This window comes from Acinetobacter sp. 24-47-47, assembly GCF_057737035.1.
Window position 1 is genome coordinate 1300181 of sequence record NZ_CM173216.1, and the last position, 14776, is coordinate 1314956.

The 14776-nt window shown below is 39.1% G+C and carries 12 protein-coding genes and 1 riboswitch; of the genes, 10 read left to right on the plus strand and 2 right to left on the minus strand.

Translation table 11 applies throughout. From position 1 onward, the window contains the following. On the plus strand, nt 1-504 hold the full coding sequence (locus AC1M9E_RS06045; RefSeq protein ID WP_481607468.1) for a GNAT family N-acetyltransferase: 504 nt from the start codon (nt 1-3) through the stop codon (nt 502-504). Between the two features lie 54 nt (nt 505-558). On the opposite strand, the gene AC1M9E_RS06050 is transcribed toward AC1M9E_RS06045, so the two are convergent. Then, a complete protein-coding gene (locus AC1M9E_RS06050) occupies nt 559-1227 on the minus strand; it encodes an epoxyqueuosine reductase QueH (RefSeq protein WP_092766431.1) in 669 nt (222 codons plus the stop codon). A 336-nt stretch (nt 1228-1563) separates the two neighbouring features. Between AC1M9E_RS06050 and AC1M9E_RS06055 the strand changes: the two genes are divergently transcribed. The 9 genes from AC1M9E_RS06055 to uca all read left to right on the plus strand — a co-directional run bounded on the left by AC1M9E_RS06055 (nt 1564) and on the right by uca (nt 12472). Then, nucleotides 1564-2547 (plus strand): putative oxygenase MesX, encoded by a 984-nt coding sequence (locus tag AC1M9E_RS06055; protein ID WP_481588267.1) that lies wholly within the window; start codon nt 1564-1566, stop codon nt 2545-2547. 50 nt (nt 2548-2597) lie between these two features. Next, on the plus strand, nt 2598-3641 hold the full coding sequence (locus tag AC1M9E_RS06060) for a methionine synthase (protein WP_481588266.1): 1044 nt from the start codon (nt 2598-2600) through the stop codon (nt 3639-3641). Nucleotides 3642-3737: 96 nt separating this feature from the next. Then, nucleotides 3738-4232, plus strand: a complete 495-nt coding sequence (locus AC1M9E_RS06065) for a flavin reductase (RefSeq protein ID WP_481588562.1) — start codon at nt 3738-3740, stop codon at nt 4230-4232. 43 nt (nt 4233-4275) lie between these two features. Then, nucleotides 4276-5076 carry a sulfite exporter TauE/SafE family protein gene (locus AC1M9E_RS06070; RefSeq protein ID WP_488225138.1) on the plus strand — a complete coding sequence of 267 codons (801 nt, stop codon included), beginning with the start codon at nt 4276-4278 and terminating at the stop codon, nt 5074-5076. 103 nt (nt 5077-5179) lie between these two features. After that, a complete protein-coding gene (locus AC1M9E_RS06075) occupies nt 5180-6097 on the plus strand; it encodes a LysR family transcriptional regulator (protein ID WP_488225139.1) in 918 nt (305 codons plus the stop codon). 298 nt (nt 6098-6395) lie between these two features. Then, on the plus strand, nt 6396-7058 hold the full coding sequence (locus AC1M9E_RS06080; RefSeq protein ID WP_488225140.1) for a hypothetical protein: 663 nt from the start codon (nt 6396-6398) through the stop codon (nt 7056-7058). A 232-nt stretch (nt 7059-7290) separates the two neighbouring features. Next, nucleotides 7291-7402: riboswitch (guanidine-I (ykkC/yxkD leader) on the plus strand. 28 nt (nt 7403-7430) lie between these two features. Then, nucleotides 7431-8168 carry an urea amidolyase associated protein UAAP1 gene (locus tag AC1M9E_RS06085; protein ID WP_488225141.1) on the plus strand — a complete coding sequence of 246 codons (738 nt, stop codon included), beginning with the start codon at nt 7431-7433 and terminating at the stop codon, nt 8166-8168. A 15-nt stretch (nt 8169-8183) separates the two neighbouring features. Beyond that, entirely contained in the window at nt 8184-8849 is a 666-nt protein-coding gene (locus AC1M9E_RS06090) for an urea amidolyase associated protein UAAP2 (protein WP_488225142.1), read from the plus strand. Nucleotides 8850-8851: 2 nt separating this feature from the next. Further along, nucleotides 8852-12472, plus strand: coding sequence for an urea carboxylase (uca, locus tag AC1M9E_RS06095; RefSeq protein ID WP_488225143.1), 3621 nt, complete (start codon nt 8852-8854; stop codon nt 12470-12472). Nucleotides 12473-12495: 23 nt separating this feature from the next. On the opposite strand, the gene AC1M9E_RS06100 is transcribed toward uca, so the two are convergent. Then, nucleotides 12496-14553 (minus strand): AAA family ATPase, encoded by a 2058-nt coding sequence (locus AC1M9E_RS06100; RefSeq protein WP_488225144.1) that lies wholly within the window; start codon nt 14551-14553, stop codon nt 12496-12498. Between the last annotated feature and the right edge of the window lie 223 nt (nt 14554-14776).

The following is a 14776-nucleotide window of genomic DNA, read 5'->3' on the forward strand; positions in this document are numbered from 1 at the left end:
ATGAATTTAACCTATGAAACACTGCAATCCACCGATCAATCTGTCATTCAATTTGCTTTATATTCACGGCAGCTTTTATTTCCAGAACTGTATGGTGCTTGTATTCCAAAAGATATTGCCCAGTTTGAGCAGTACTATGTGGACAGTCCTTTAGGCTGTTTTATCGTGGTCAAAAATCAAGCCAAAATTATTGCAACGATTGCTTACCGTGCCTATGACGGACGTTTTGATTTGGATATTGCTGAAGGTGCTGGTGAGGTGGTCAAACTTTTTGTACTGCCTGAATATCGTCGACAAGGCATTGCCACGCAACTGTGTCAGTTATTATTTACACATGCCGAGCAACACGGCATAGAAACCTTGTATTTGCATACACATCCCTTTTTACCTGCAGCGGAGCAATTTTGGCGTTTACAAGGTTTCGACGTGATTAAACGTGAGTGGTTAAAAACTTACGATACCATTCATATGTTAAAAACTATAAAATCTGATCAACAATTTTGAAATTTAGCCATAAGCTTAATTATTTATATAGATTATAGCTAAATACTGAAGTAATCAGTCTAGATCATCCAGAGCATTTGAATAGAATTTCACACCTATTTTGATGCGATCACGCCCTTGGCTCATACGCCAACGATTAGTATCACGTAAGGAATAGACGCAACCACAATATTCCTGTTGGTAAAACTCCTCTTTTTTGCTGATTTCGAGCATACGCACAGCACCACCATTCTTACGCCAGTTGTAATCCCAATAAGTTATCCCTTCATAATGTGAAGCTGAACGATGACCACAGTCGTTGATTTGCTTCATATCTTTCCAACGGGAAATACCAAGCGAACTACTTATTAGACTGAAGCCATTTTCAGCTGCATATAAAGCTGTACGTTCAAAACGCATGTCAAAACACATAGTACAACGAATGCCTTTTTCAGGTTCATTTTCCATACCTTTGGCGCGTGCAAACCAATTGTCTGTATCGTAATCACAGTCGATAAAAGGAATGTTATGTTTTTCGGCAAAGCGAATATTTTCTTCTTTACGAATTTCATATTCTTTGACAGGATGAATATTGGGGTTATAAAAAAAGATCGAAAAGTTGATGCCTGATTCAATCAGGGTTTCCATCACTTCACCCGAGCATGGTGCACAGCAGGAATGAAGTAGAAGTTTGTCGTGACCTGCTGGGAGAGACAGTTTTTGACGTTCAAGTTTGTTTGACATGGTTATATAGGTTTAAATTTAAACCCTATATTTTAAAGATTGAGTTGATAATTAAACCTCTAATAAGCTGATATTTTCTAAGGTTAGGTTGAGATAAATTCACTTGAGCACCATTTGAGTGAACGGAATCGCATCCGTATACCAGTGATCTACTCATTAACTGTATGCATAAGTTAGCTCATCTATTCTAAATCGCTTTGAAATAGCGAATATGCTTTAACATGAGGGATTCTCATCTTAAGCTGAATTTATATCGTTTTACTCACTTTATTATTCACGTTTAAATACAGCCATTCAGAAATTTAGTTTTTTATAAAATTTTAGGTGGCAATCTCCATGAGTACAGCATTTGAGTGTTCAATTAAACGTATCCGTTTTGATGAAAACTATACGCCAGCAGAAAGTACACGTTTGACTACAAACTTTGCTAATTTGGCTCGTGGTGAAAGTCGTCAGGAAAATCTGCGCCGTACACTTGCGATGATCAACAACCGTTTTAATAGCTTGGCGACTGTCGATAATCCTAAAGGTGATCGCTATTCACTTGAGATCGACATCATTTCTGCAGAAATTGATATCGAAGGCAATGGACAAACTTTCCCATTTATTGAAACACTGAAAAGTGTGGTGATTGATCACCAAACAGGTGAACGTATTGAAGGTATGATTGGCAATAGCTTCTCATCTTATGTGCGTGATTATGACTTCAGTGTGGTATTGCCTCAGTTGGGTTGTGGCGTGGGTGAAAAACCTGAAGATTTTGGTAATCTACATGGCAAATTGTATAAACATCTAGTGAATTCAGCAGTATTTAAAGCAGAATTCAACAAAGAACCGGTAATTTGCTTAAGTGTTTCAACCTCTAAAACCTATTACCGTACCACCAACGTACATCCTATTTTGGGTGTGGAATACAAAAATGATGAATATTCACGTACCGATGAATATTTTGCCAAAATGGGCTTACGTGTACGTTATTTCAAACCTGAAGGTGGTAACGCACCACTCGCATTCTATTTCGCTGGAGATTTACTTCGTGATTACACTGATTTTGAATTGATCAGTGCGATTGCAACTATGGAAAGTTTCCAACGCATCTATCGACCTGAAATCTACAACACCAACTCTCCTGCAGGTGTGGTGTATCAACCAAGTCTAAGCTATGGCGATTATTCACTTACACGTGTGGTGTATGACCGTGTAGAACGTGCTGAGTTAGCAGTCAAACAAGGTAAATGGACAGAAGAAAATTTCATTAAGCCTTATCAAGACATTTTAAATGAATGGGCTGAAAATTTCGAAGTCGAAACAGCTGCTTAAAACATCCAATTGATATACAGATTCACGAATTTAGAGAAAGAAGATTAGACATGGCACTTACACCACCGAAATTATTACTCCCAACTTCAACTGCGGGTAGTTTACCGAAGCCATCTTGGTTAGCTGAGCCTGAAAAACTATGGTCTGCATGGAAACTCGAAGGGGAAGAGCTTCTTGAGGCAAAACGTGATGCATTGAAATTATCATTACATGAGCAAGTCACTGCTGGTATTGATATCGTGAGTGATGGTGAACAAACCCGTCAGCACTTCGTCACCACATTTATTGAGCATCTTGATGGTGTGGATTTCGAAAAGCGTGAAACCATGCGTATTCGTAATCGTTATGATGCAAGTGTACCTTCTGTTGTGGGCGAAGTTTCTCGTAAACAAGCGGTATTTGTTGAAGATGCGAAATTCTTGCGTAGCCAAACCAATCAGCCAATTAAATGGGCGTTGCCTGGTCCAATGACCATGATTGATACTTTATTTGATGGTCACTACAAGAGCCGTGAAAAATTGGCTTGGGAATTTGCCAAAATTTTAAACCAAGAAGCTTTAGAGCTTGAAGCAGCAGGCGTGGATATTATCCAATTCGATGAACCGGCGTTTAACGTATTCTTCGATGAAGTAAATGATTGGGGGGTACCAACCCTAGAGCGTGCACTTGAAGGTTTAAAATGTGAAACTGCGGTTCATATTTGCTACGGTTACGGTATTAAAGCCAATACCGATTGGAAACAAACTTTGGGTAATGAATGGCGCCAATACGAAGAGTCATTTCCGAAGCTACAACAATCTAAGCTCGATATTATTTCGCTTGAATGCCAAAACTCACGTGTGCCAATGGATTTGATTGAATTGATTCGTGGTAAGAAAGTCATGGTCGGTGCAATTGATGTGGCAACTAATCAAGTTGAAACCGCAGAAGAAGTCGCGAATACCCTGCGTAAAGCTTTGCAATTTGTGGACGCGGATAAGCTTTATCCATCAACGAACTGTGGTATGACGCCGCTCTCTCGTCAAGTGGCACGTGGCAAGCTTGAGGCTTTAAGTGCTGGAGCTGCCATTGTCCGTAAAGAGCTAGAAGCTTAATCAAACGTAGTCTTGTATTAATCAGGGCAAATCGTCGCAAGATCATTTGTTCTGTCTAATGTACGACACGTCATATGTATATTTGAGATGAAAGAGATGATTGAAGCAACAGACTTTAGAAATGCAATGTCTTTACTTACAACTGCGGTAAATGTGATTACAACCACAGGCGAAGCAGGGATGCATGGCTTTACTGCATCTGCGGTATGTAGTGTCACAGATACTCCGCCAACACTATTAGTCTGTATGAATCAGTCCTCTCGTTCACATGTACATTTTGTTGAAAATAAAATCTTAGCTGTAAACGTACTGAGTACTCAGCATGAACAGCTTTCGAATGCTTTTGCTTCAAGCAAGCTCAGCTCAGAAGATCGCTTCAGACTAGGTGATTGGATTGATTTAAAAACTGGGTCGCCGATTTTAGAAGATGCTTTAGTCAGTTTTGATTGCGAGATTGAGACTATTCAACAAGTCGGTACACATAGTATTTTTTTATGCCGTGTGACTGCAGTAAAGCAAAGTAATCAAGAAGAAAGTTTGGTGTACTTTAACCGTGCTTATCATCAAGTGGGTCAGTTGGAACACGCTTAATTCAACCCCTTAATCCCTTCATCTTTTTAAAAGTTAGTCTATTGTGGAACTTATAACCTTTTTAATCATCGGTGCATTTGCTGGTTTTGCGGCTGGGCTGTTTGGTGTAGGCGGTGGTACGATTATTGTGCCACTACTTTTTATTGTCTTTACCCAAATGGGTTATGATCCTGATGTCATTATGCATCTGGCACTAGGAACATCTTTAGCAACAATCGTTGTCACTTCGATTAGCTCATTAATGGCACACCATAAAAATGGTGCTGTGCTATGGCCTGTATTTAAAAATCTAGCTCCACCCATGGCCATCGGCTGTTTTGCAGGTGCTGGAATTGCTGGTTTGTTATCGGGATTACATCTTCAAATCATGGTCGGCTTATTTTTGATTTGGGTGGCGTATAATATGTTTACAGGCTCGAACAAAGCAATGAATTCAACAATGACTCTTCCTTCATCAAGTCAGCAAGTTGCAGCAGGTAGTGTCATTGGGATTGCATCGGCACTCTTTGGGATAGGTGGTGGTAGTCTGACCGTTCCATATCTGAATCGTTATGGGGTGGTGATGCAAAAGTCTGTCGGTACATCTGCTGCTTGTGGATTACCAATAGCTCTAGCTGGTGCTATAGGGTTTATGGTTTTTGGTATGACTGCTGAGATCAATGTGCCGAATACCATCGGGTATGTTCATATTTATGCTTTCATTGGCATTAGTGTGATGAGTTTTATAACAGCAAAATTTGGTGCCAAAACTGCACATGCCTTATCGCCAGCAATGTTAAAGAAATGTTTCGCTGTCTTGTTGGTTATCATTGGAAGTATCTTCCTTGTAAAAGGATTGATTTAATTTCACCCAAATGTCTTATCAGCCTAGATAGCTCACTTAATGTGGGCTAAAGCGAAGATTTTAATATGTCCCTAGAGGGATCATGATTTGAGTTTTTTCCCATATGATCGAACTAAAACATTTGAAAATGCTATTGGCTTTGAGAGAGCATGGCTCTTTAGTCGCTGCAGCGAGTGATCTCTGCATTACACCTTCAGCCGTATCTCATCAGTTACGTGAGCTTGATCAGTGGATGGGTGGTGAAGTCGTCAACCGCAGGACGAGACCAATTACTTTTTCTAATGTTGGCTTAAGACTGTTGCAGTTAGCGGATGAAATTTTACCGCAAGTTCAGATTGCTCAAAGCGATATCACGCGTATTATCCATGGGCAAACTGGTAGAATTACATTTTCTTCAGAATGCCATAGTTGTTTTGATTGGCTCATGCCGATATTAAATCAGTATCGAAACCAATATCCTGATGTTGATTTAGATTTTGCATCAGGGTTTGAAGCAAATCCTCATGAATTGCTACAAAATGCCGAATTTGATTTGTTGATTACTGCAGACCCAATTGCATTAAAAGGAGTTGAATATTTCCCAGTATTTGAATATGAATCACGACTTGTTTTATCTACAACACATCCTTTGGTACGTGCAAAAAACATTACTGTTCAAGATTTAGCTGAAGAAACGCTGATTACATTTCCAGTAGACAAACATCGTTTAGATATCATGTCGAAGTTGTTCATTCCTGCAAATATTCTTCCAAAAAATATTCGAACCACAGATCTGACCCAGATGCTGATTCAGTTAGTCGCAAGTGGGCGTGGAATCGCAGCTTTACCAGATTGGGTGGTAAACGAATATGAAACCAAAGGGTGGGTCACTTCACGTCGCCTAGATTGCGTTGCACCAGAGGGGTTAAGGCGTACTTTATATGCAGGGTTTCGAACTGAAGATAAGGAAAAAGATTATTTCGATTCATTTATAAAAAAATTAGCTAAATTTTCAGAATCAAGAAAACTTTATTACATGTAAGAAAGTTTAATCATTCTGAATAAAGTGAAGATTGAGCTTCGAATGAATCTTCATATTGATAATGAGCAAAGTTAAGATGAAAATTAGATAGTCGCTATTATTTGTATGAAGACGAATTTTTTGCTTTTGATTATACTTTTTAACTAAGAGTGATGTCTGACATCGAGACATTGGACTCATCATCTGTTTGTAGACAGTAAACGATTTGATCTCAGTCCATTGTCCAGTATTTTGGTCATTTATCTAAGTGGTTTTTTAATTATAAAACTCAATACATTATAAATTTAAGATTATATCCATGATACAACTCATACCTTCTTTTTCAGTTTCAGACTATCTCAGCTTATTTTCGATTATCTGTACGACGCTTATAGGTATCGTCGCTGTCTTTTACGGTCGAAAAACGTATTTTGTGAGTCTGAAAAGTTTTAATGAAAATAAAAATTTATATGAGGCTGCATCTTTTTACATTCGAGAATTTATCTCTGTAAGCCCGAATAAAACGATAGATCCTTTTTTGAAGAAAATTGCCAGTGATCAACTCAATGGCGGTGTCGAGATTCCTTCATTCTTAACCGATATACTTATACGCAAATATGCAGATTACTATTTTTACTTAGTGAAGTCCCTTCGCACTACATGGAAGTTTTTTAAAGTTGAAAATGGAGAAATTCAATGTATTTATTCAGAACGGGAATTAGTCTTTAAAGGGTTAGCGTATGGTGCCTTATATACCGTCACCGGTTCTTTAGCTTTTTTTATATTTTCAAATTTTACTTGGTTTTTAGCTCGTTATACCTCTGATAGCGCATTAAACACAGGGATGACTTTAATCATTTTACTTGTATTTCTTTTGTTCGTAGCACTTGGAAGCTTAGTTATGATTTTTAAGATAATCACTGTGCGTGATATCAACCAGAGTCTAAACCTACTTAAGCAATCAGAAAATAACCGCTCATAACAAACAAAATAGAATCATGTGTTAGCTTTTTTCTTTGCACAAGAAAATTGCACGCAGGTTAATTTCGGTGCTTACCGAGTATTCTTTACTCCGACTGATTCAACAGGTTTACTTCAATAAAGTTCCGTTCAATACAATCAGCTCTAAGAGAAATGTTATATATCAAGCGATAGTAATACTAAAACACAAAAGAGTATTACTTTGGCACAGCCTTTGCATCTATCTATTCAATCATAAAGTGATCTAGGGTTCCGATACATGAAGTTTCATGTAGGTCTGCGACCGAGAGTTCACGGCTTAAGTTGCAAGCTCAAGCTACACGGAGGGATAAAAGCCCGGGAGGTAAACCGTAAAAGATTGGGATGGATGCATATGAGCACAATAAATTATCACGAAGATCAAGTCCTTTGGACAGAACGTTTACCGGGTGGACACCACTGGTCAGCACGCATTCAGCGTGGCGCAGTATTACAACTCAAAGCCTTAGGTAAAAATGCCAATGTGGCACTGTACTGCGTCAATAGCGAAGACAAGCTCGAACGGTATAACATGCCAGACAGTTTAAAAGGGCAACATACGGCATTTTTAAGTACAGGACATATCCTTGCATCTGACCTTGGTCGCGCGATGATTTCCATAGTCAAAGATGACCATGGCTGGAATGATGCATTTTGTGCACCAAGTAATGCTCAGCAAATTGAACAACAATTTGGTTCAAAAACCTTCCAAGATGCACGAAACGACATGTACCGTAACGGCAAAGATTCTTTACTGCTTGAAATGACCAAATTTGGCTTATCTGCAACAGACCTGAGCAGTACGTTAAATCTGTTTTCTAAAGTTCAACCGGACGACCATGGCAATCTTAGCTATGTAGCATCTGACAATACGAATCAAGTGATTGAACTCCGCATTGAAATGGATTGCTTGGTGTTCTTATCATCCGCACCGCATGCTTTAGATTACAGCGCTGAATATTCTCCTGCCGATGTTCAATTGTCTTTATACAAAGCACTTCCTTTAAGCGGCAACGATATATGTCGTGATTCATGCCCGCAAAATCAGAGAGCATTTCAAAACAATAATCGTTACTACGCACTCAGCGCTTAATTGGGGAGAATAATCATGACAGCTTTAGCTAATTTACAAAACAGCTTAGAAAAAACGGTCCTTAGCGAAGTATGTTCTGCCGGTGAAGCATGGATGTGCGAAGTCAAAAAAGGACAATATTTCCGTATTGTGGATTTAGAAGGCAACCAAGCGGTGGATACGCTCTTTATCTCGACATCAAACCCTGAAGAGCGTTATAGCGCAACTGATACCTTAGCGATTAATCAACAAATCTATTTAGAAAAAGGCACACCCTTATACACCAACTTTGGCAACAAAATTGCCACCATTCATGATGATAACTGCGGTCGCCATGACACCTTAGGCGGTGCTTGTTCATGTGAAAGTAACACCGTTCGTTATGCACATGACAAATATCCAATGCACAGTTGCCGTAACAATTTCATGATTGCGCTGTCTCAGCATCCAATTGCCAAAAAACACGGCTTAAACGTGCGTCACATCGGTCCAAATATTAACTTTTTTATGAATGTGCCCGTGACCTCTGAGGGGCATCTAAAGTTTGATGATGGTATTTCTGCACCGGGTAAATATGTGGAAATTAAAGCGGAAATGGATTTAATCGTGCTGATCTCCAACTGCCCACAACTGAATAATCCTTGTAATGCCTATAACCCAACCAAAATTCAATTGATCATCCGTGAAGGCGAGGACGCATAACCATGACTAAAAAATATGGATTGAATAAAGTTTTGATCGCCAACCGTGGTGCAATTGCGTGTCGTGTCATTCGTACCCTTAAAAAACTCGGTATCCAATCAGTTGCAGTCTATTCAGAGGCCGATCGTGATTCACTGCATGTGACTTTAGCGGATGAAGCGGTGTATATCGGTGAAGCACCAGCCAGCCAAAGCTACTTAAACGTTGAAAAAATCTTAGAGGTTGCTAAACAAACCGGAGCACAAGCCATTCATCCGGGTTATGGCTTCTTGTCTGAAAATGCTGAATTCTGCGACCTATGTGAATCACAGGGTATTGCTTTTATTGGACCAAATTCTGCGCAGATGCGTGCCTTTGGTCTGAAACACACGGCGCGTGAGCTTGCGATTCAAGCCAATGTGCCATTATTACCGGGTAGTCAATTACTTGCAGATGAAGCTGAAGCCTTAACGGAAGCGAATCGTATTGGTTATCCTGTGATGCTGAAAAGTACGGCCGGTGGCGGTGGGATCGGCATGCGCTTGGTCTGGAATGAAGCTGAACTGAAAGATGCTTATGCAACCGTGTCTTATTTAGCCCAAGCCAACTTTAAAGATGCCGGTTTGTACTTAGAGAAATTTGTGCAAAATGCCCGTCACATTGAAGTGCAAATTTTTGGTGATGGTAAAGGTCAAGTGATTGCACTCGGTGAGCGTGATTGTTCGGTACAGCGTCGTAACCAAAAAGTGATTGAGGAAACACCGGCACCGCATATCAATGATGAACAGCGTGCCTATATCCAAAATGTTGCCATTCAATTGATGCAGTCGGTGAACTACCGTTCTGCCGGTACGGTTGAATTTGTGATGGATACAGACACCCAAGAATTCTATTTCTTGGAAGTGAATACACGTCTACAAGTGGAACATGGTGTGACTGAGCAAGTTTTTGGTGTGGACTTGGTGGAATGGATGGTGACATTAGCCAGCGGTGACTGGACTGCGCCAACTGAAAAACTCGAATCCCAAGGTCATTCGATTCAAGTGCGTTTATACGCCGAAGATCCAATCAAAAACTTTCAACCAAGTGCCGGACTTTTGACGCATGTCGAGTTTGATTCTAATGCCCGAAATGAAACATGGGTGGAAACAGGCTCCAATGTATCGTCATTCTATGACCCGATGATTGCTAAAATTATTGTCACAGCAGGCGATCGTGCTTCTGCGATTCAAGCCATGACGGATACTTTGGCGAAAACTTCAGTTGCAGGGATTGAAACCAATCTTGAATATTTACAAAACATTATCGACTGTGATGTGTTTAAAGCAGGGACACAAACCACACGTTTCTTAAATACTTTTGAATGGAAAACCCAAAAGATTGAAGTGTTACAAGCTGGCATTCAAACTGCTGTGCAAGATGTTACAGGACGTTTGGGCTACTGGGATGTTGGTGTGCCACCATCAGGTGCGATTGATCCATTATCACTCAATGTTGCGAACCAATTGCTTGGCAATGCGTATAACACTGCAGGCTTAGAATGTACGCTACAAGGTCCAACGTTAAAATTCCATTGTGACAGTCAAATTGTGCTTGCCGGTGGCGATATGCCATCAACACTAGATGGCGAAGCTGTGCCAATGTGGCAAACTATCAATGTGCGTAAAGGTCAGATTTTAAAATGTGGCAAAATTACAACAGGTTGCCGCACCTATATCGGCATCAAAGGAGGTTTGAATGTGCCTGAATATCTCGGCTCACAAGCGACCTTTACCCTCGGTCAGTTTGGCGGTCATGCAGGGCGTAACTTACTGATTGGCGATATGCTCCCAATTACAGCATTCACAAGCGATGAAATTAAAGCTCTTGCACCTGAACAGGTGCCATCATTTAGCCATGAATGGGAAATTGCGGTGATGTATGGCCCACATGGTGCGCCTGATTTCTTTACCAAAAATGACATTGATACTTTCTTTGCCAATACTTTTGAGATTCACTTTAACTCAAGCCGTACCGGCATCCGTTTAATTGGTCCAAAACCTGAATGGGCGCGTGAGGATGGTGGTGAAGCAGGTCTGCATCCATCTAACATTCATGACAATGCTTATGCCATTGGTGCCATCGACTTTACCGGTGACATGCCAATTATCTTGGGTCCAGATGGTCCAAGTCTCGGTGGTTTCGTTTGTCCTGCAGTGGTGATTCATTCTGAACTATGGAAACTCGGTCAGCTTAAAGCCGGTGACAAAGTGAAATTTGTCCCTGTAAGCTATCACCAAGCCAAACTTTTAAATGAAAAATATCATGCGCAATTAGAAGCTTCAGATACAGAAGCGGTGGCATTTGATGAGTCGTTCTATCCTGAACTCGCAACTCTAAAAAATGCGGTTCTCGATACCTTAAAAGGTGAAAATGGTGCGCCTGATGTGGTGTATCGTCCTGCCGGCAACAACTACATGTTGGTGGAATATGGCGAGTTGGTGCTGGATCTAAACTTACGTTTCCGTATTCATGCTTTGATGCAATGGGTACAAAAGCAAAATATTCAGGGCATCATTGATCTGACACCGGGTATTCGTTCGCTACAAATTCACTTTGACTCATTAAAACTCGATCAACTTGATTTACTGCGTTTATTACAAGTGGCAGAAGCTGAACTGCCTGATGTGACCGAAATGCAAGTGCCATCACGTACTGTGTATTTACCACTCGCTTGGGAAGATTCACAAACGCAACTCGCGACCGAACGCTATATGCAAACCGTGCGACCTGATGCACCTTGGTGTCCGGACAACATTGAATTTATCCGTCGGATTAATGGCTTAAAAGACAAACAAGCCGTAAAAGACGTGGTGTATGACGCAAATTATTTGGTCATGGGCTTGGGCGATGTGTATTTGGGTGCACCTGTCGCAACACCACTTGATCCGCGTCAGCGTTTGGTGACGACCAAATATAACCCTGCACGCACATGGACTCCTGAAAATGCCGTGGGTATTGGCGGTGCTTATATGTGTGTCTATGGTATGGAAGGTCCGGGGGGCTATCAGTTTGTCGGTCGTACCACTCAAATGTGGTCACGCTATCGTAAAAATGCTGACTTTGAGCAAGGCAAACCGTGGTTACTGCGCTTCTTTGACCAAATTAAGTTTTATGAAGTCTCTGAAGAAAAACTGATGCAGATGCGTGAGGATTTTAAAGCGGGTCGCTTAAAACTTCGCATTGAAGAAGGTGTATTGAACTTAAAAGAGTACAACGACTTCTTAACTGAAAACCAAGAGTCCATTTCGGCATTTAAGTCGGTGCAACAGGCTAACTTTGATGCTGAACGTCGTCGCTGGCATGAAGCAGGACTTGCAGAATATGTCTCTGAAAGCCTTGATACTGTAGTTGATGGTGAAGGCGTTGAAGTGCCTGAAGGGGGCTGTGCGGTGGAATCGCATATGCCGGGTTCAATTTGGAAAATTGAATGTCAATCAGGTGATATTGTGGAAGAAGGTGCAACGCTTGCCGTGATTGAAGCGATGAAAATTGAGATTCCGATTATTGCGCCTGAGCGTATGAAGGTTGAAGCGATTACCATTGAAAAAGGGCAAACGGTAAAAACGGGGCAGGTGTTGTTTACCTTGGCGCCAGTGGCTTGATGAGATAGAAATAAAAAGACCGCTTAGGCGGTCTTTTTATTTGGTACAGGATTTTCCGAAATAATGTGTTCGAATATTTTCTCACATAATTCTTTAGCAGAATCAGTTAATTCCCATTCAACATGATCCATAACTGTTAGAACTAAGCGACAAAATTTAAGTTTTTCTTTAATAGTGCCTGATTGATCGGAAAAACATTTTTTAGGTTTGCCATCGTCAGTTTTAGGATCACCATCTTTAATTTGATCATCGATAATTTTTCCAATTCCATTTTTAGCATGGAAATAATTTTTAGAAAAATCTAGCTTTGCAATCTCGAAACCTTCTTTGGTATCTGCTTGCATACCATCTATGGATAGATGATTGGAAAGAGCATTTCTTTTTGTTTCATCATCCTGAAAAGCATCATTTAAACCTAAAAATTTAATAAGGCAAGCATGATAAATAATGTTTGATGGCAGGGTATTTTCAGTTTCTTTACACTCTAAAAGAAAAAACTTTTTTCCTAGTTTTTCTTCTAAACTTGTAGCTCTCATGCCTTTATTTTTAGTTTTAATATCACCATCAGCTATAAGAAACACACTACTAGAAGTTAAGAGAGCATTCATACCGCAATCATCTAAATGATCAGTAAATTCGTCACTAAAATCCCAATGTGTTAGGTTACTACCTGCATATTCCACAAATGTGTAATGGTAATTCGGCATTAATCTTTGAATATCTGATGTCCTAAATTTATATAGATCTAAATTATTAGGTTTTCCTTCAAGTTCTAAAGCTTCTTCTTGTTTTAATACATCTAAATATTTCTGCATATACTTAGTGATATAAAGGCGATCTGTAATCCCTTCCACCCAAATTGTGCAGTTTGCTAAATATACTGAAGAAGGACGTACACCTAATGAAGCAAGCAAATCACGATCTCGGTCACAACGGTAAATTTTAAACTCAAATTCACCTGAACTATCTTTTTTAGGTTGTTTAACAAATTTTTGAATCATGACTTGATCAGATTCATCTGCCATATCTAAAAGATGATTCGAGTGTGTGGTAAAGAAATAATAATGCGGTGTTTCATTTAAATAAAAATTCATGAGTTGACGAACCATACCAGCATGCATATGAAGTTCTGGCTCTTCTATAAAGAAAGCATGTGTTTCTATATTTCCTTCTTTGTCTTTACTTTTTATATAAGCTTCGTAGGTTAAGATTATCGCTTGTTGTAAGCCATCACCTAATTGAGAAATTGGAAATTGTTTATCTTTACCAATTTTAATATTTACAACATCTTGATCGTGCTTAGGAATGAGTGAAACAGTCTCATTGTCAAAGAAATACTGACTTAACTTTTCTTCATAATCTTTAATTAGTTCACGTTGCTCAGGTTCACCTAAAAGATGAATTTTAAGTTCGTGATAAAGACATTCACCAGTGATAATATTTTTAGCATTAAATTTATTTGTATCAGAAAAATAGTCTTTTTGAGCGCGTTCGATATAAGGTTGCGTATTTTCTAAATTTGTTACAGGTCGCATCCCTCTTAGTATGGGAATGTATAATTTCCCATGTTTAAAATTTTCCTGAAGTTCAATTCTTTTAATTTTATTATCTATTTTAGAAAATAATTCTTCTAATTTTTTTCGAGAATTATTAGATGCATCGCTGTAACCTGAAACTTTATTTTTAGTTTGATTTACTGAATCTTTTAAAGCATCAAAATTAAATTTACAGCTATTCAAAAATTGTAGGTCTGAGGTTATCTGAAGTTTTTCATTAGTAGTTACAGGTGATGTGCCATTAGAACTCCATGTATTGTCTCCATGTTTAGATGGTCTTCTAAATTGTGACTCATGTAAGTATTTACACAGATTGTCAACCTCAATTTCTAAATCATATTTTTGAAATTTTTCTAAACCTGTCGCTGTTTGAAATAATGTTCGTAAAAACCTACTTTTACCAGCATTATTTTTTCCAATAAAAAAATTAAGTCTCTTTATCTCAATGACTTTAGTATATTCAACGTCATTGTCAGAACTATAACTTTCTAAATTTTCAGCCCAATAATATAATTTTTCTGTCATAAAAAGCCCCCAAACATGGCAGCTAATTTAGCAGTAATTTATTATTTTTCAAAGTGATAACAAAACACTAAGATTCCCAAAAACAAAATCACTAACTCAGATGATCTTTATAAAGTGAAATTGAGATCGACAGGCGATTGCTTGGTCTATCAAGTCATTGATGCAAAAATTGTGGTATTAGTTTTAGATATAGACAGCCGATATACGATTTATAAAAAAATAA